A 19106-nucleotide genomic window follows, 5' to 3' on the forward strand; every position below is an offset into this window, starting at 1 on the left:
TCATGCGCGCTGGCCAAACCAGTTATCAGGCGTCCAGCATTTCCCGCACGGCGACGGCCAGTTGCTTGAGCGAGAAGGGCTTGGGCAGGAAGCCGAACTTCGCGTCCGCCGGCAGGTTGCGGGCAAAGGCGTCTTCGGCATAGCCGGAAACGAAGATGAACTTCAGGTCCGGATATTTCTTGCGCAATTCCCTGAGCAGGGTCGGTCCATCCATCTCCGGCATCACCACATCGGACACCACGATGTCCACCTTGCCGTCCAGTTCCTCCATGATGTCGAGTGCCTCGACACCGGAACCTGCCTCATGCACGGTATAACCCCGGGTTTCCAGCATGCGCTTGCCGCCTCGGCGCACCGCATCCTCATCTTCTACCAGGAGAACCACGGCAGATTTACCTGTGAGATCGGCAGGCTCGTTTTCGGACCCCGAGGTTTGCGAGACCGGCACGCTCGCCGCAGGCACGACGGCCTCCTTGCCTTCCTGCGGCGCGGCAATAGCGGCCGCAACGGCAGCAGTTTCGGGAATGAAGCGCGGCAGGAAGATGCGGAAGGAGGTTCCCTCACCCACTTCCGATTCAAGATAAATGTAGCCGCCGGACTGCTTGATAATGCCATAGACCATGGCAAGACCGAGCCCGGTTCCCTTGCCCACCTCCTTGGTGGTGAAGAAGGGCTCGAAAATCTTGTCCATGATTTCCGGCGCAATACCGGTTCCGTTATCGGAAACTTCCACCAGCACGAATTCCTCTGCTGGCAGACCGCGATAATTGAAGGCCGCCGCCTCGACCGAGGCAATATTGCGGGTGCTGATGGTGATCCGGCCACCTTCCGGCATGGCGTCGCGGGCATTGACGCAGAGATTGATCAGCACCTGTTCGAATTGGGAAAGGTCGGCCTTCACCGGCCAGAGATCGCGCCCGTAATCCACATGCAGCTTCACATTGGTGCCGGAAATCAGCCGATCCACCAGCATGCGCAGATCGCCGATCACATCGGTCAGGTTCAGCACGCTCGGGCGCATGGTCTGCTTGCGCGAGAAGGCCAGCAATTGCCGTACCAGCACAGCGGCACGATTGGCATTCCGCTTGATTTCCATCAGGTCCGCAAAGCTGGAATCGGAGGGCCGTGCCTGCAGCAGCAGATGGTCGGAGGACAGGAGGATGGCCGTCAGCACGTTGTTGAAGTCGTGGGCAATGCCGCCCGCCAGCGTGCCCACGGCATTCATCTTCTGCGTCTGGGCCATCTGGGTTTCCAGTGCCTTCTGGTCCGTCACATCCACGGCGTAAACGATAGCCGCCTCTTCCGGCGCCTCATCGCTCTGGTCGATCACCGCATTCACATAGAAGCGGAAGTGGCGGCTGTCGTCGTTGGGATGGCGGGAATCGATCGGGGCGATATCCACCTGCCGGTCACGCGCGGCGGACAGCGCTTCTTCAAAGCGCTCACGCTCATTTGCATGCAGCACCACTTCCAGCTTTGCCTTCCGGTCGATTTCGTCCCGCGACACCACATCGGCGAAAAACTTCAGGAACGGAGCGTTGGTGCGGAGAATGCGGCCAGCGCCATCCACCGAGGCAATTGCCATCGGCGTATTGTTGAAGAAGCGGGTAAACCGCATGGAGGCGACGGTGTCCGAGCGGTCGCCGTTGCTGGCTTCCTGCCGGGCAAGCACGATGGTGCGGCTTTCGCCGGGCGCGCCATCCAGCGCGGAGCGGACGCGATGCACAAGCCGCGCCGGGAAACTGCGGCCATCGGCCCGGCGAAGATCGAGATCGAGCGTTGCCGTACGTGTCAGCCCGGGCTGCGCCTGTACAGACTGAATGAGCGCCATGCCCTCGCCCGCGACCAGATCGGCGAGATAAACGGAGCCGGGAGAAAACTGTGTAAGATCCACACCCAGCCACTCGGCCAGCGTCGCGTTGAGATAGAAGATTTCGCCCTTGCGCCCGGCGGAGAAAAAGCCGGCAGGCGCGTGATCGAGATAATCGATGGCGTTCTGCAACTCCTTGAAAAACCGCTCCTGATCGTCCCGCTCGGAGGTGATATCGGCGATCTGCCAGATTTGCAGGCCGTCGCCTTGCCCCACAAGGCGGCGCGCGCGCAGCCGATACCAGTGCGCCCCCGAACCGTTATCGGAATAAGGCCCAAGCGGCTTCAGCAGCCGGAATTCCTCATAGCCCTCCTGCCCTTCCCGCAGGCCATTGATCAGCCTGTAGAGTGCCTCGCCCGCCTCGCGATGGCGCGAGAGCAGGGTTTCCAGCGTCTGCACGTCTGTGGCGCGGCGCGCGCCCGTCATCCGGCCATAGGCGGCATTGGCATAGATGATCCGGCCCCGGGAATCGGTAATCACCGTGCCTTCGCTCTGACTGTCGAGAAAGGCGCGGCCCAGACCGTCCGAGGGCGTTTGCGGCATGACCTCGATAAAGCCAATGACGGCTGAGACAAGAAAGAAGATGCCGACGATCGCCAGAATGCCCAACACGCCCAGAACGATCTGATTGTCCAGGGCATTCTTGAAGACGACCAGCGCTGCGGCGGCCGCCAGAAGCACGAAGGCGAGGATAATGATCCTCACGGCGGCCCCGCCATGCGGACGGCGATCGACGAGCGGCCCGAGGCTGTCATCGGTCTGCGGCGGCTTGGTCATTCGTTCCTCATCAGGCTTAAGGCGCGCGCTTCGGCAGTGGAAACGCCCCGGCAGCGAGAATCGCTGCCACACCTATCTTTATCAACTTGCGGAACCGTCAAAAAGCTCCGGCACCCCCACAAATACGGCCATTCACAGCCAATCCCTCAGCTTTGCCGCATTCTTGTGGGCCATGCCACCTTCCCAAGTGGTTAAACCGCGTTACATAGCTCCCGTGAAGAGAGGCTGGCCGGTGCGGCTGCCTCTTTACGAAATCTGTCAGGAACGGGGGAAAACGGTTTTCCTGAGGGGATAAACGAAATAGAGGCTCGTGAGAGAGCGGGAATGCTGCGATCATTCCTTGCCGATGTGAGTTCAGGATGCGACGGAGACAGCGACCATGATGGACGATATTATGAACGCCTATGGAGGCCGCTTTCTGATTGCCGCGCTTGGCGTGTTTCTGGCGCTGGCGGTGCTTGTGGTCGTGCTCTGGATTTTGAAAAATCGCGCGCCCTCGCCTTTCGTTCGCGGCGGTCGCAATCGTCAGCCGCGCCTGCAGGTTCTGGATGCGGCGGCGGTGGATGCGAGACGGCGACTGGTTCTGGTGCGACGGGACAATATCGAACATCTGATCCTGATCGGCGGTCCCAGCGACATCGTTATTGAAAGCGGCATCGGAGAGCCCAAGACCTATCTGGCAGGAGAACTCGCGACCCAGGCGGCTCTTGCTGCCCGCCAGCCGGAGCAACTGGCGGCATCGCCGCTCACCGTGACCGATCAGCAGCAGACAGAGCAGCAGATCGCGCCGCGCGCTCTTGCGCCAGAAGCACCGGCACAGCCCATCATTCCACCTGCTCCCGCCGAAAAAGCGCAGAAGCCTGTCCCGAGCGTCAAGCCTCAAGAGCCGCGCCCGGCAGCGCAAGCAACTGCCCCTGTGAAGGCCGAGCCGCGCCCAGCGGCTTCCCCCCGCGCTCCCGAGCCTCCTGCTGCGACCGCCGTTGCCAAAGCGGAAGCAGCTGTAGCCCGCACCACTCCCTCCGTAGAGGCAGACCCCGTGGTGCGGGAAGCTGCCGTTCCGCCGGTTGCGGCCCCCGAGGTCACGGCTCAGCCGCCGCAAAAGCCTGAAGCCAGCCGGAATGAACCAGTAAAAGCCGAACCGGCTCCGCCCGCCCCCGAGGCCGCGAAAACTGAGGTCCAACCCGAACCCGTAGCGGCACCTTTGAAATCGGAAGACGCTTCCGCCATTCTGGACGCCGCTCGCGACCGGGTGTTGACACCCAAGGTACAGCCGTTTCCGCCGGAACGTTTTGCCGCGCGCCCCGCAGCACCCGAACCGCAGGCGCGCCCGGAGCCGGATGACGCCAAGCTGCGCAGTGAGTTTGAAAAAATTCTGGATGCGCAAATGCAGACGGAAGCGGACATCACACCGCCACGTCCCGCCAGACCCACGATCGAGCCGCCCGTGGCGCGCGCTGTGCCGCCCATCCGCCCGCCGCAGCCTGCAGGTCAGTCAACGGTCGAGAAGGAAAAACCGGCCGATGGTAATCTTCAGGATGAAATTGCCCGAATTTTCGGGGAAATGAACGCCACCAAGAATTGACGCACACATGAATAAAGCCGCTCAGGCCAAGGCTTGAGCGGCTTTTTCTATGTTCTCGTTTATGGTCCGAACCCAAGGCTCGCATGCGCAAGCAAAGGTTGGAGCGCTTTTCGGCCCTCGTTTCACTCCGGCCGGACAATGCTCTAAACAGCAGCCATCACTTTCGATCAACAAAAAGGCCCGCCGAAGCGAGCCCTTGATCCTTCTTCATTCGTCGCGATAGACTTTTTCGCGTCGTTCGTGGCGCTCTTGCGCCTCAATCGAAAGCGTTGCAATCGGCCGTGCATCCAGGCGCCGCAAACCGATCGGCTCCCCGGTTTCCTCGCAATAGCCATAGGTGCCATCTTCGATCCGCTGAAGCGCCGCGTCGATCTTCGAGATCAGCTTGCGCTGGCGGTCACGGGCACGCAACTCAATGGCACGATCGGTTTCCGACGAAGCCCTGTCCGCGAGGTCCGGATGATTTGCACTTTCTTCGGCCAGATGATCGAGGGTTTCCCTCGCTTCCCGTAGAATGTCATTCTTCCAGGCAATCAGCTTAGCGCGAAAGTAAGCGCGCTGATTGGCGTTCATGAACTCATCGTCTTCCGAGAGCACATAGTCGCTAAGATTGATCTTCTCACTCAACGCGATTCTCCTGAAGAACATCTCACTGGCGGGTGTATAGCTCTTCAAAGGGTCGCATTCAAGCCTCAAGAAAGGCTTGGAACCATTTTTAAATTTGTCATAAAAATCGGCTAAAGGACTAGTTTTTAATCGGTTTTACAATCAGTACCCATGCCATTCCAGGGGCGTGTTTGCGCACTGCATGGCCGGTCTGAAACCGTCATCCAACCGTCTTGCCACCAACATGTTCCGGGGTTAAGTCCCTGTTTTTAAGCAATTCTGCGGATAGGAAGGCAAGTCATTTTCGGGTGACAGCGTCCTGTTTTAACCCTGGCCACGCCTTATCCGGTGAAGACCGTTATCGTTTATACAAGAGGCAACAAGTCCTCTGCCTAATATTTGGGCTCCCGGAATTTTCCTCCATCCCCAATCTTGTTGTTGTTTCTTTGCGGGCACGCATTTCCGAACGGAAAACCGGTTTCCACTTTCCCTGGAAATGCGCGTCCGCTTTTACGCATTTCCGGACGGGAAACCGGTTTCCACTTTCCCTGGAAATGCTCTAAAGAAAAAATAGCTTCAGTTCGGGATCCTCGTGCATGCCAGCCGTTCTTCCGCCGCCCTTCCGTATTTTTCTGCTCCGCCATGCCAGCGCCGATTGGGCAAAGCCCGGGGAGACGGATTTTGATCGCGCCCTGAACGGCCATGGCTATGCAGAGGCGGAAGTGGTGGCCGACAAGGCGCTGGACAAGGGATACCGCCCCGATCTCGTGCTCTCTTCCACCGCCCGCCGCTGCCGCGAAACCGCCGATGCGCTGGCGCGCGGGCTCTGCGGCATGGATGTGCCCTTCCGGTTTATCGATGCGCTCTATAACGCTCCGGTGGAAACCTATCTCGAACTCTTGCAGTCCTCTGGCCCCGCCGCTTCCGTCATGATGATCGGACATAATCCAGCCATGGAGGAACTGCTTCATCTGCTGGCCGGCGGCGACGTTTTGGCCTCTGCCATTCCGCAGGGTTATCCGCCAGCAGGTCTCGCCGTGCTCGATGCAATCACCGGGAACGATGACACCCGAGCCGGTTGGCATCTCGTTGATTTTGTGGCGGCCTGATCTCCGTCTTCAAACGGCGTGTAAACACCTTATATAAACCACCGACATCCGCCATCGGCCCATGCCGGTCGCGGGATTGGCGCGCCTTGCCGCCGTACAGCAAAGACGGGGAGCATTCACTTCGCTTCCCGTCCGATGACAGGTCAAACCGAAGACAGGACCCGCCGGATCGTGACGCCATCCCTGACCAGTTTCGCCGATGAAACGCGCATTGCCATCGACAACCTCACCGACCGGGCTTCGAACCTCCTCTATCCCTCCATCCGCCTGGGCGTGACGGGCCTTTCCCGTGCGGGCAAGACGGTGTTTATTTCCTCGCTCGTCCATAATCTGCTGAATGGGGGCCGGTTGCCGCTGTTCGAGCCCATGCAGAGTGGCCGCATATCCCGCGTGATGCTGGAACCGCAGCCGGACGATGCCGTGCCCCGCTTTCAATATGAAGACCACATCCGCGCCCTGGTGCGCGACCGTCTCTGGCCGGATTCGACGCGGGCGATTTCGGAATTGCGGCTGGTGGTGGATTACCAGAGCGCCAGCGGCTGGGGCAGGCTGCTCTCGCGCGGCAAGCTTGCCATCGATATCGTCGATTATCCCGGCGAATGGCTGCTGGATCTGCCACTGCTGGCGCAGGACTATGGCACCTTCAGCGCCAACACCATCGAACTGGCCAGAACCGGCATTCGCGCCGAATTGTCCGCCCGCTGGCTGGCGCTGGCCGGCAGGCTCGATCCCGATGCCCCCGCCGATGAGGCCGAGGTACGCGAACTGGCGGCGGCTTTTGCCGATTATCTGAAGGCCTGCAAGGCAGACTCACGTTCGCTCTCCACGCTGCCGCCGGGACGCTTCCTGATGCCTGGCGATCTGGAAGGTTCGCCTGCCCTCACCTTCGCGCCATTGCCGCTGGCACCCGGTGCCAAGGCGGTGCGCGGCTCGCTACAGGCCATGATGGAGCGGCGCTTCGAATCCTATAAGAGCGTGGTGGTCAAACCGTTCTTTCGCGAACATTTCGCCCGCCTTGACCGGCAGATCGTGCTGATCGACGCGCTTCAGGCCATCAATCGCGGGCCGGAAGCCGTTCAGGATCTGGAAAAGGCGCTTGGCGACGTTCTCTCCTGCTTCCGTCCCGGCACCAGCAGCTGGCTGCGCGGCCTGATCGGCAGACGCATCGACAAGGTGCTGGTCGCCGCCACCAAGGCAGATCACCTGCATCATGAAAGCCATGAACAATTGCAGGCCATCACCAGGCGGCTGGTGGATGGTGCCATCACCCGCATGGGCATGGCAGGCGCTGGCATCGAGGTGCTGGCGCTGGCCTCCGTGCGCGCCACCCGCGAGGCCAGCGTCAAGCAGGACGGTCAGGCCCTGCCCGTGGTGGTGGGTACGCCGATGGAAGGCGAAACCATTGGCCGCGAGCGCTTCGACGGCAAGCGCAAGACTGCTGTTTTCCCCGGCGACCTGCCGCGGGACATCTCCCTTCTCTTCGGTGGCAAGAAAGGGCGGGAGGTGGACACTCAGGACCTTCCCGACCTCAACATCGTTCGTTTCCGTCCGCCGGAACTGGAAGAAACCGGTGGCGGCATCACGCTTTCGGTGCCGCATATCCGTCTGGACCGCGCCCTGCAATTCCTGCTCGGAGACCGTCTCGCATGACCAAGCCCCCCATGGATGACCGCGCGCGCCGCCGACCCGCAGCCTTCGCACTGGACGAAGACCAGGGGCAGCTTCGTGCCGAGGAGATCAAGCGCCCGCCGCAAAGCTTCGACAGCGCCGTCCTACTCGTGCCGGAGAACGAGGACCCGTTTCTATCGGAACTCACCGCAGCCGATCCGCCGCCGCCGCTGCCGGTGCGGCGCAAGCGCGGCTTTTCCTTCGGCAGGCTGGCGGCTGCCGCCTTCGGCACCTTGTTTTCACTGGCGCTCGGTGTCTGGATCGACGACCTGATCCGCGACCTCTTCAACCGGTCCGATTGGCTTGGCTACACAGCACTTGCCGTGCTGGGCATCGGCCTTCTGGCGCTTTTTGCGGTGGTGGCCCGCGAGGTAGCAGGTATCTACCGGCTGAATGCGGTGCAGTCGATCAAGGAAAAGGCATCCGGCCTGATGCTGCAAGGTACGGCGTCCGAAGCCCGCAAGCTGGTGGGCGAGGTCATCGCGCTGACGGGTCACCGCCCGGAAACGGCGCGCGGACGCACGACCCTGAAAGAGGCCGAGAGTGACGTGATCGACGCTCCGCACCTGATCGCGCTGGCGGAACGTGAACTGCTTGGACCTTTGGATGCCAAGGCGCGGATGCTGATCGTCAACTCATCGAAGCGTGTCTCCGTGGTCACCGCCGTCAGCCCGCGCGCACTGGTGGACCTCGCCTATGTCCTCTTCGAAGTGGTGAGGCTGGTGCGGGCCATGGCGGAACTCTATGGCGGCAGGCCGGGCTCATTCGGCATGCTGCGGCTGCTGAAGGATGTCTTCGCCCATCTGGCCGTGACCGGATCGATTGCGATCGGCGACGGCCTTGCCCAGCAGGTGCTGGGCCATGGACTTGCTTCACGCCTTTCCGCCCGATTGGGCGAGGGTGTCATCAACGGTCTGATGACCGCAAGAATCGGCATTGCTGCCATGGATCTCTGCCGCCCCTTGGAATTCAAGGCTCTGAAAAGGCCGGGCATTAGTGATTTCGCCTCCGACCTCACACCCTCCATGACCGACAAAAACAAAAATAAAACAGAGACTTGAACGCAATGCTGCAACGCGTGTGCCTGATGAGGCGTTACGGACAAAACCGGAAGTGAAAGGGAAAATTAACCATCTTTGGCGTATGTTGGGATCATGAATTTGTGTCGATCGCGCCAAGGAAAGCCGATGCCCTCCCGTTTGTTTTCGCTTCTCGGCAGTCTTGCCATCGCATGTGCCGCCGCCCTCCCCGCTTCCGCAGCCTTTGCTGCGGAAAAGGATCGTGAATTTTTCCAATCCGTTGCCGGTCTGTGGAGCGGTCCGGGTGAAATCGTCGCCGGAAAATACAAGGGCACGAAATTCACCTGCAACCTCACCGGTGAACCGGCGGACGGCTCCGATGTCGGCATCAAGCTCGGCGGCACCTGCCGGGTCGGCGTGTTCTCGCAGCCGATGAATGCGGTCATCTCGCTGAAAGGCAATAGCTATCAGGGCAAGTTCCTGGATGGCGCCGACGGCAAGGGGCTGGATATCGTCTCGGGCCAGATCACTGGCTCCAAGGCCGTCATGGGCATCAACCGCCAGAAGTTGAACGGCGCCATGGTGGCCAGCGTCGAGGACGACAAGGCGATGAACATCACCATTTCCGTGAAGGTGGAAGACCGGATGATCCCTGTCATCGGGCTCAGGCTCAACCGTCAGATGGACCAGACGACGGTCAGCTCCATCAAGGAATAGGATTGAAGGCCCGGTCTGCCGGGCCTTTTTGAATTTCAGATGTCTTTTCGGGAAGACCAGATTCTGCTTTTCCCTGACAAACTCCAGAGCATTTCCAGGAAAAGTGGAAACCGGTTTTCCCACCGGAAATGCTTAAAAACAAAGAGTTAGAGCGTTTCAATGTTTCCACGAAACAATGAAACGCTCTAGCCGCGCAGCAATTTGAGAATGAAGTGTTCCGCCTCTACCACGGCCGCCCCTACGGCAGCGAGCGCTGCGGCATCCTGCTGCCCGCTTTCGACCAGGGCTGCAGCCGCCGCCACATTGAAGGCTCCCACGGCGGCAGCCGCGCCCTTCAGCTTGTGCGCAACGGCCTTGCGATTGGCATTATCCGCGGCCAGTTCCTGCAGGCTGCCACGCGCCTGGCGGGCAAAAAGCTGAAGCACTTCAGCTTCCAGCGCACGATCCCCCATGGTCTGCACCGCCAGATGCGCAAGATCGATGGGCCGCGCCCCGGGCAGGCTTGGCTCGGAAGGCAGATCAGGGCTTTCAAAAACGGCGGGAGCAGCGGGCATGGAAAACGGCATCCTCTCTTGATGGACGTTGTTTGTGAGGATCGCCTTCAAAGGGTGGGATTGGGGTTAAATTCAGGCACCGCTCATGAAGAAAAATTGCCTTATGGTTAATTTTCATCAAATGCCGCCAAATCCGCCACTTTCACCCGTTCAACATGTTTAAAAAGTGTTAATAATGAAAGGAAGACCGTGGGATAACATGCGCCGTTAATTGTATCGTTATCTGGAATGTGTCACTACGGAACGGATAGGCAGGCAAAGTGTGTCCAGCTTTGTGAACGCGGCTTCTGGTGGTATGGGTAGACCGTCATTTTCCGCAGGAAGCATGGCCATGAGACTGCCGGGATCCGGCTCGGGATGGCGGTGAGCCGGGATCTCAAGGGTTAGCCGCATTGCCGGGCCGCGAAAGCGATCAGGCCCGCGAGCGGTCTGAGTAGGCGTAAGCGAGGCGTACCTATGGCGAACAAAAAGACAAGCGAATCGATTGACGATAGCGCTTTCCAGGCCCTTGAGGCAGCCCTGCGGATCGACTTCGAGGAGGAAGACGATACGCCTGCGCCGCCCGCACGGCCACGAGCCCCGGAGGCCAAGATGCCTGAAACGGCCAAGCAGCAGCCTGCCCGCACCACGCCTGCCGACCCTCGCCCGCAGCGCACGGAACGTGCAGCAGCAGAACCCGCGCCGAAATCGCCAGCACTTGCGCCCGCCAATGACGGGTCGCGCAAGGCGCCTCAGGCCATCCTGAAATCGCTGGAAGGTGCCTCCATGGGGGCGGCGCTTCGCAATGCCACTGTCGTATCCGTGATCTGGGGCCTTGGCGGCTTTGCGCTGTCGCAGATCCTTTACGGCTCATCCATCTGGTCCGGCGGGCTTGCGGCCTTCATCGCCAATCCGGGTATCATTGCCATTCTCGTCGGCACCATCCTGCCGATCTTCGTCTTCTTCGCCTTTGCCATCATGATGTCGCGGGCCAGTGACCTGCGCAACGCCGCCCGCTCCATGGCGGAAGTGGCGCTCAGGCTGGCGGAGCCGGAAACCATCGCCTCCGAACGGATCATGTCCGTGGGTCAGGCGGTGCGCCGCGAAGTTTCCGCCATGAACGAGGGCATCGAGCGCACCATTGCACGCGCCACCGAACTGGAAACGCTCGTTCATTCCGAAGTGACGGCGCTGGAACGCAGCTATACGGATAATGAGCTGCGCGTGCGCACCCTGGTGCAGGAACTGGCCGCAGAGCGCGATGCCATCGTCAACCATGCCGATCGCATTCGCTCGTCCATCGTCGGCGCCCATGACCAGTTGAAGGAAGAACTGTCTCTCGCCACCGAAGAGATCGGCGTGCGGCTGGCCACCTCCGGCGAAGCCTTTGCTTCGATGATCGACATGCGTGCTGCCTCGATCATGGAAAAATCCGATGCCGCCGCCGCATCGCTCGGCACCATCCTCACCGCCAAGACCGATGAAATGGTGGAAGCGCTGGGCGCTGCCGGCTTCTCGCTCACCAGCGAGTTCGACAACCGCCTGCAAACGCTCACCAGCTCCATGTCGACCCATGGCGAGGAAATCCTTCGCCAGTTCGAAACCCGCGCATCGACGCTGGACGCCAGCACCGACAAGCTCAATGCCGCCCTCATCGAGCGCTCCAAGCAGCTCAATGAAACGCTGGTGGCACGCACCCGCGAGATCGCCCAGAGCTTCACCGAGGGTGAAACCAAGATCAACACCAGCCTGGACGGCGTGCTGAACCGCCTGAACAACTCGCTGGAAGAAAAGGCCGTCAACTTCCGCCAGAGCCTGCAGAACAATGCCGACGAAGCCATTGTCGACATCGATCTGCGCTCCGGCCTGTTCGAGGATCGCCTGCAGGCCACCATCGGCCAGATCAATGCCAGCTTCGATGATCGTATGGCGGAATTCGCCAATGCCTTCGATCAGCGCGCCGGTTCGCTGGACAGCAAGCTGATGGAAAGCCTGTCGCGCATCAACGAAACGCTGAAGGGCGGCTCGGATGCCATCGACGGCATTCTTACCACCTCTATCGAGCGCCTGGGCTCGAACATGACCAATCAGTCGCTGGCGCTTGCCGCAACGCTCGGCGGTTCGCAGGAGGTCATGGCGGAAGCGCTTGCCACGCACTCGCGTGCGCTTGCTGAAGCGCTGGAACTGCGCCGCAAGCAGCTGGACGACACGATTTCCGAAGCACAGCGCCGTATCGATCAGGTCATGGCAGAGCGTGGCAGCGCGCTGACCCAGGCGCTGAGCAACACGCATGAGCGCTTCGAGGAAACGCTTGGCAGCCGTTCGGATGCCATCGTCAACCAGTTGGTGGGCAGCGAAGCGCGCATCTCGGAAACGCTCAACTCCGTCTCCAGCGGCATTTCCGAGGCAATTGCTTCGGGTGAAAGCCGCCTGAGCGCCACTCTGGATCACAAGGCCAACAGCATTATCCAGGCTGCCGAAGGCGCGGACGCCAAGATCGAGGCGGCGCTTTCCGACAAGGCGGACGCCATCCGCGCTGCTTACGAGACCAATCACGAGCGGCTGACATCGGTTCTGGACGCCAAGGTCGAACAGCTTGCCCAAACCGCCGCCGAAGTGGATCGCCGTGTTGAAGACGCCTTCGGTAACAAGGCCGATGCCATCCGCGCCGCTTACGAGGAAAGCCAGGCGCGGCTGACGGCAACGCTCGACACCAAGGTCGAGCAATTGATCGACACCGCCAATGAAGCCGATATGCGCATTGAACTTGCGCTTGGAAACCGCGTCGATGCCATTCGCTCAGTTTACGAGGAAAACGAAGGCCGCCTCGCCCAGACCATCGACGCCAAGGTGGGTGAACTCATCCAGACCGTCGGCAATGCCGACAGCCAGATCGAGCAGGCGCTGACCGGCAAGGCCGACGCCATTCGCGCCGCTTACGAGGAAAGCCAGGGCCGCCTGACGGCTGCACTCGACAACAAGGTCGAGCAATTGATCGACACCGCCAACGAAGCCGATATGCGCATCGAACTGGCGCTTGGAAACCGCGTCGATGCCATTCGCTCGGTTTACGAGGAAAATGAGAACCGCCTCGCCCAGACCATCGACGCCAAGGTCGGCGACCTGATCCAGACCGTCGGTCAGGCCGACATTCAGATCGAGCAGGCGCTGACCGGCAAAGCCGATGCCATCCGCGCGGCTTACGAGGAAAGCCAGGCGCGCCTAACCGCGACGCTGGACAGCAAGGTGGAACAGCTCATCGATACCGCCAGCGAGGCGGATATGCGGATCGAACTGGCACTCGGTAACCGTGTTGACGCCATCCGGGCTGTTTACGAGGAAAATGAAGGCCGTCTTGCCCAGACCATCGACGCCAAGGTCGGTGACCTCATTGACACCGTCGGTCAGGCGGATCGGCGGATCGAGGAAGCCCTGGGCAGCAAGGCCGAGCAAATCCGTGCGGCCTATGAAGCCAATCACGGCCAGCTCAAGGATCTGATCGATGGCCGTATGACGGAATTGATGGATACGGCGACCGAAGCCGATATCCGCATTGCGCTCGCCTTTGGCAACAAGGCCGATGCGATCCGCGCGGCTTACGAAGACAATCAGGGCCGTCTCGACCAGTCGCTCGACGCCCATTCACAGCGCCTCGCCGAGACGCTGGGTCAATCCGCCGAGCGCGTGGAAAGCCTGTTGGGCCAAGGGGTATCGAAGATCGAAAACGATCTGAACAGCTCGGTCAGCCGCCTGTCCAGCACCTTCGAGGACAATCACGACCGCATCCGCTCGACGTTGGACGAGCGCAGCGCCGCTCTCTCCTCCAGCCTGCAGGATGCCCGTGACGCCCTGGAAAATACGCTGTCGGAACAGGGGACGGCGATTGGCGCCACCATTGCCGCCAGCGCCGGCATGCTGGAAATGACGCTGGAAGAGCAGCAGGACAGCTTGCGCGCCACCATCGACGCCAGCAGCCGCGCGCTTGAAGAGCGTCTTCGCGGCTCTGCCGGCACCATTGCCAGCCAGTTCGGCGAGGCCGCCAACGAGATCAGCCGCACCGCCGAGGACTTCTCGTCCCGGATCGAAGGTTCGATCAGCGGTGTTGCCGGACGTCTCAACGACACCACGGCGCGGATCGAAACAAGCCTCGGCTCGCTGGAAAACCGTATCCATGGCAGCCTCGACGGCGTCGATGCCAAGGTTACGGATGCGGGCGAACGCGTGGCGGCCAAGCTTACGGAAAAGGTCTCCGACCTCGAACGGGTCAGCAGCGATGCGACGCAGCGGCTGGAAGAAACGCTGGGCGGCGCCAGCCAGCGCCTGGCCGAGACCTTCGACAGTGGCACGTCCATGATCGACGAACGCCTGTCCACCATGGATCGTGCGCTGAATATCGGCCTTCAGAACGTCAACAACACTATTGAAGGCAAGGCCGCAGGGCTTGCCACCTCGCTGCGTGACGCCGTGGTGGGTGCTGCCCGTGAAATCGATGAGCAGGCACAGAAATCCGCCGAAACGCTCGGTCGCACCAGCGAGGATTTCTCTCAGACCATCAATGCCCGCAACGAAGAGTTCACCCGCTCGATCCGTCAGCAGACCGAAGATCTGACCCGCCGGATCAGCCAGACGCACGAGCAGCTTTCCGGCCAAAGCGCGGGTCTCGTGCAGAACTTCGCCGAAGCTGGCGATGCCATTATCCGCAAGGCGTCCGAGGCCGAGAACAGCATCGCCGCCCGAGCAGGCTCGATCACCGGCGCAATGACCGAAGCCGAACGGGCGCTGGAAGAACGGGCAGCAGCGCTGCGTTCTGCGCTTGCAAACACCTCGGGCGAGATTTCCTCTACGCTGGACAGCGTCGAAAAGGCGCTGGATGCACGCGGAAACGCCATCCGCTCTACCCTGGACGAACGGACCCGCGAGCTCAACTCCATGCTGGCCGGTCGCTCGTCCGAGCTTGCCCGCCTCATCGAGGAGAAGGCAAAGCCGACGGTCGAGCAATATGCCGAAATCGGTCGTGAAGCCGCCGAGCGCATCGCCCAGGCTGCCGAACAGAGCGCCGAGCGCCTGCGGCAGGAAAATGCCCAGGTGACCGACGCCATTACGGCGCGCGCGTCGCATGCCGCCCGTCAGTTGCACGCAGCGGAAGAATCGTTGACCAGCACCGCCGGTCACATGATCGAGCGGATGACCGAGACCAATCAGGCCCTCACCGGTCTTGTCGAGCAGGCTGCCCAGACCGTTTCGGATGCCGACCGGCAGTTCGGCGCAACCACCGAACGGCTTGCCGCCACCACAAACCGTGCTGCGGACGTGCTGTCCACCTCCGGACGCCTGCTGGAAAGCAATCTGGAGCGGTTGTCCAATGTGTCGGATCAGGCGCTGTCGCAGGTCACCGGCATTGTCGGGCGCTTCGGCGATCACGCCAAGGTGCTGGGTCAGGCCTCCGATCTTCTGGCTGCGGCCCAGTCCAATCTGGCGGGAACGCTGGAAGAGCGGCAGCAGGCGCTGCGCGATCTTTCCATCGGTCTCGTCAAGCGCTCCGAGGAAATCGAAAACACAATGCGGTCGCTGGCTGGCATGGTCGAGGGTGCCTTCGACCACTTGGAGCAGCGCTCCGGCCAGATGAGCGGCAATCTGCGCAACACCATCCAGTCGTCCTTTGCCGATCTCGGCCAGATTCTGGGCGAGACGGAGCAGCAGGCCAAATCGACGGCCGGTTCCATGCGGGATTCGCTGCTGGCCGCCGGTGAAGAGGCCACACGCTCCATCGAGCGGACCCTCTCCGAAGCCGAGAAGCGTTCCACCGAGCTTGCCAATCGCCTGCGCGGTGGTCTTGCCTCCTCGCTCTCCGATGTGGATCGCATCCTGGCAGAGGCCGGTCAGAAGTCGGATGGCACGGCGACACAGATGAAGGAGGCCGTCCGGTCTGCGGTCGAAGAAGCAATGAACCGCTTCTCCGGCGCGACCGACGAAATCCGCCGCTCCGCCCAGGAAATCCGCAAGGAACTGGATCTGACCCGCTCGGAATTGAAGCGTGGCGCCTTCGACCTGCCGGAAGAGGCCAAGGAAAGCGCCAGCGCCATGCGTCGCGCCGTGGCCGAGCAGATAAAGGCCTTGCAGGATATTTCGCAACTGGTTGGCCGCTCGGCCCAGCAAATGGAAATCGCCGAAGCCGCTCCCCGCGCCTCGCAACCCGCGCCGCGTCCGGCACCTGCACCGGCGGCACCCCGTCCGCAGCAGCCTGCCATTGCCCCGCAAGCGTCCTACAGCCAGCAAACCGCACCGGCTCCAGCCCGCCCTGCTCCGCAACAGGCAAGCCAGGCTCCGCTTGGCCTGCGTGGCAGCCTCTCCGTGGAGCAGGCACCGATGCAGACTTCCGCTCCGGCCTCGCAGTCCGGCCAGGGTGGCGGCTGGATCAGCGACCTGCTGCGCGGCGCATCCCGCGAAGAGCAGACCATCGTCTCGCCCGCCGCCCGCCCGGCCCAGCCGCGTCAGCCCGCAGAGCCGCAGCGCACCACCGATACCCGTAATCCGCGCCACATGGTCGAGTCGCTGAATTCGCTTTCGGTCGATATCGCCCGCGCCATCGATCACGACGCGTCTGTGGAACTGTGGCGGCGCTACCAGCGTGGCGAGCGCGATGTCTTCACCCGTCGCCTCTACACGCTGAAGGGTCAGCAGACCTTCGATGAGATCAAGCGCAAATACGACCGCGAACCGGAATTCCGCACCGCTGTCGATCGCTACATCGCTGATTTCGAAAAGCTGCTCTCGGATGTGGCGCGTACGGACCGGGACAAGACCATCACCCAGTCCTACCTGACCTCGGACACCGGCAAGGTCTATACCATGCTGGCCCATGCCGCAGGCCGCTTCAACTAAGCCTATTCAAGCACAATGAACAAAGGCCGCGAAACTTCACGTTTCGCGGCCTTTGTCGTTTGCGGCTGCAGCGCAGCGGACCCAAAAGTGCGAACCAGCTTTTTGTCCGGAAACGCGTGAAAACGAAATGCCGCCCAAGGGCGGCATTTGAAAAAACGTAGCTATTCGGGGAAACGAAGCGGAAAGCGCCTCAGATATCCAGATTTTCCGCGAAGGCGGCACGATCCTGGATGAAGCGGAAACGGGCTTCCGGCTTGGTGCCCATCAGCGCATCCACCGCATCACGGGTACCTTCGAAATCGACATCATCAATGGCCACGCGCAACAGCGTACGCTTGGCGGGGTCCATGGTGGTTTCCTTCAACTGCTGCGGCATCATTTCGCCCAGACCTTTGAAGCGGCCCACTTCGACCTTCTTGCCCTTGAAGGTGGTTTCCATCAGTTCGGCGCGGTGGGCATCGTCGCGGGCATAGACCGTCTTCGCCCCCTGCCGCAGCACATAAAGCGGCGGCACGGCGAGATAGAGGTGGCTGCCCCGGATCAATTCCGGCATTTCCTGATAGAAGAAGGTGATGAGCAGCGAGGCGATATGGGCGCCGTCCACATCCGCATCGGTCATGATGATGATGCGCTCATAGCGCAGATCTTCCTCACGATATTTGGTGCGGGTGCCGCAGCCCAGCGCCTGGATAAGATCGGCAATCTGCTGATTGGCGGAAAGCTTGTCGCGTCCGGCGCTGGCCACGTTGAGGATCTTGCCCCTGAGCGGCAGAATGGCCTGATTGGCGCGATTGCGCGCCTGCTTGGCGGAGCCACCAGCCGAGTCACCCTCAACGATGAAGAGTTCCGCCCCTTCCGCCGTGTTCTGCGCACAATCGGCAAGCTTGCCCGGCAGGCGCAGCTTGCGCACCGCCGTCTTGCGGTTGACTTCCTTTTCCTTGCGGCGGCGCAGCCGCTCTTCGGCGCGCTCGATCACCCAATCGAGGAGCTTCGCCGCTTCCGCCGGATTATCCGCCAGATAATGATCGAAGGGATCGCGCAGCGCGTTTTCAACGATGCGCTGGGCTTCCACCGTCGCCAGCTTGTCCTTCGTCTGACCCACGAATTCCGGCTCGCGGATGAAGACCGACAGCATGCCGACTGCCGAAATCATCACATCATCGGTGGTAATCTGCTGGGCGCGCTTGTTTTGCGTGAGTTCGCCGTAGTTTCGCAAGCCTTTGAGCAGCGCAATGCGCAGGCCCGCCTCATGCGTGCCACCTTCGGGCGTGGGGATGGTATTGCAATAGGAATGAACCTGCGGATCGCCGCCATACCAGGTGATGGCCCATTCCAGCGCGCCATGACCATTGGTCTTGTCCGACTTTCCGGCGAAGATTTCCCGCGTAACGGTGAATTCCTTGCCAAGCGTCGCCGCCAGATAATCCTTCAGACCTCCTGGAAAATGGAAGACGGCCTTTTCCGGAATATCCCCGCCCGCAGGCAGGATGCCCGGATCGCAGGACCAGCGAATTTCCACACCGCCGAACAGATAGGCCTTGGAGCGGGCCATGCGGAAAATGCGGCCCGGATCGAATTTCGCATGATCGCCGAAGATTTGCGGATCGGGATGGAACCGCACCCGGGTGCCGCGCCGGTTATGCACATCGCCCAGTTCTTCCAGCCCGCCCTGCGGAATTCCGCGTGAGAAGCGCTGGCGATAGAGCTTGCGATTGCGCGCCACCTCCACTTCCAGGCTGTCGGACAGCGCGTTGACGACCGAAACGCCCACGCCATGCAGACCGCCCGAGGTTTCATAGGCCTTGCCATCGAATTTGCCGCCGGCATGCAGCTTGGTCATGATGACTTCGAGCGTCGATTTTCCGGGCACCTGCGGATGGTTCTCCACCGGAATGCCGCGCCCGTTATCCGTGACGGTCAGGAAACCCTCAGCATCGAGATGGACATCGATAAAATTGGCATGGCCCGCCACCGCCTCGTCCATGGAGTTGTCGATGACTTCCGCGAAGAGATGGTGCAGCGCCTTCTCGTCCGTGCCGCCAATATACATGCCGGGACGCATGCGCACCGGCTCCAGCCCTTCGAGAACGCGAATCGAAGAAGCACCGTATTCATCGCCGCCCTGCGGCGCGGGTGGAGCTGGCTTTGCCTCCGGCTTCACCGTTTCCGGCTTGGCAGGAACGGCCTGCGGCAAATCGCCAAAGAGATCGTTATCGTCCATCGTGTCGTTCTATCGCTTTCTGTAACCCGCGATCAGGCGGAAGGCGCTTGAAGCACCGGACAGAGAGGGAGTTTCCGGTTTGTTCGCCTTCTACCCGTCCGGCGGCCCCAAGGCAATATCAG

General features: G+C 61.3%; 10 protein-coding genes. 6 read left to right on the top strand and 4 right to left on the bottom strand.

The window, feature by feature from the left end; genetic code table 11:
• Window positions 1-25: 25 nt before the first annotated feature.
• Complete coding sequence (cckA, locus tag QO005_RS00755) at window positions 26-2647, bottom strand: cell cycle histidine kinase CckA (RefSeq protein WP_307156065.1); 2622 nt, start codon at window positions 2645-2647, stop codon at window positions 26-28.
• A gap of 379 nt (window positions 2648-3026) precedes the next feature.
• On the opposite strand from cckA, the gene QO005_RS00760 reads away from it, so the two are divergent.
• Window positions 3027-4229 (top strand): flagellar biosynthetic protein FliO, encoded by a 1203-nt coding sequence (locus QO005_RS00760; RefSeq protein WP_307156066.1) that lies wholly within the window; start codon window positions 3027-3029, stop codon window positions 4227-4229.
• 207 nt (window positions 4230-4436) lie between these two features.
• Here QO005_RS00760 and dksA read toward each other — a convergent pair whose 3' ends face one another.
• Window positions 4437-4856 carry an RNA polymerase-binding protein DksA gene (gene dksA / locus QO005_RS00765; RefSeq protein ID WP_307156565.1) on the bottom strand — a complete coding sequence of 140 codons (420 nt, stop codon included), beginning with the start codon at window positions 4854-4856 and terminating at the stop codon, window positions 4437-4439.
• A 575-nt stretch (window positions 4857-5431) separates the two neighbouring features.
• On the opposite strand from dksA, the gene QO005_RS00770 reads away from it, so the two are divergent.
• From QO005_RS00770 to QO005_RS00785, 4 genes are all read left to right on the top strand, one after another.
• On the top strand, window positions 5432-5944 hold the full coding sequence (locus tag QO005_RS00770) for a SixA phosphatase family protein (protein ID WP_307156067.1): 513 nt from the start codon (window positions 5432-5434) through the stop codon (window positions 5942-5944).
• A gap of 171 nt (window positions 5945-6115) precedes the next feature.
• Window positions 6116-7594, top strand: a complete 1479-nt coding sequence (locus QO005_RS00775; RefSeq protein WP_307156068.1) for a YcjX family GTP-binding protein — start codon at window positions 6116-6118, stop codon at window positions 7592-7594.
• Window positions 7591-8673 (top strand): YcjF family protein, encoded by a 1083-nt coding sequence (locus QO005_RS00780; RefSeq protein WP_307156069.1) that lies wholly within the window; start codon window positions 7591-7593, stop codon window positions 8671-8673. Before QO005_RS00775 ends, QO005_RS00780 begins: the two co-directional genes overlap by 4 nt.
• Before the next feature lie 126 nt (window positions 8674-8799).
• The gene (locus tag QO005_RS00785; RefSeq protein WP_307156070.1) at window positions 8800-9348 is read left to right on the top strand and encodes a hypothetical protein; all 549 of its coding nucleotides are present in this window, start codon (window positions 8800-8802) and stop codon (window positions 9346-9348) included.
• A gap of 185 nt (window positions 9349-9533) precedes the next feature.
• On the opposite strand, the gene QO005_RS00790 is transcribed toward QO005_RS00785, so the two are convergent.
• Window positions 9534-9902, bottom strand: a complete 369-nt coding sequence (locus tag QO005_RS00790; RefSeq protein WP_307156071.1) for an Hpt domain-containing protein — start codon at window positions 9900-9902, stop codon at window positions 9534-9536.
• Window positions 9903-10358: 456 nt separating this feature from the next.
• Here QO005_RS00790 and QO005_RS00795 point away from each other — a divergent pair, with 456 nt between their 5' ends.
• Window positions 10359-16763 (top strand): apolipoprotein A-IV repeat region-like domain-containing protein, encoded by a 6405-nt coding sequence (locus tag QO005_RS00795; protein WP_307156072.1) that lies wholly within the window; start codon window positions 10359-10361, stop codon window positions 16761-16763.
• A 190-nt stretch (window positions 16764-16953) separates the two neighbouring features.
• Here the strand turns inward: QO005_RS00795 and parE are convergent, their stop codons facing one another.
• Complete coding sequence (parE, locus tag QO005_RS00800) at window positions 16954-18984, bottom strand: DNA topoisomerase IV subunit B (RefSeq protein WP_307156073.1); 2031 nt, start codon at window positions 18982-18984, stop codon at window positions 16954-16956.
• Between the last annotated feature and the right edge of the window lie 122 nt (window positions 18985-19106).

This window comes from Allorhizobium paknamense (assembly GCF_030815125.1).
In the GTDB taxonomy this organism is placed as follows: domain Bacteria; phylum Pseudomonadota; class Alphaproteobacteria; order Rhizobiales; family Rhizobiaceae; genus Allorhizobium; species Allorhizobium paknamense.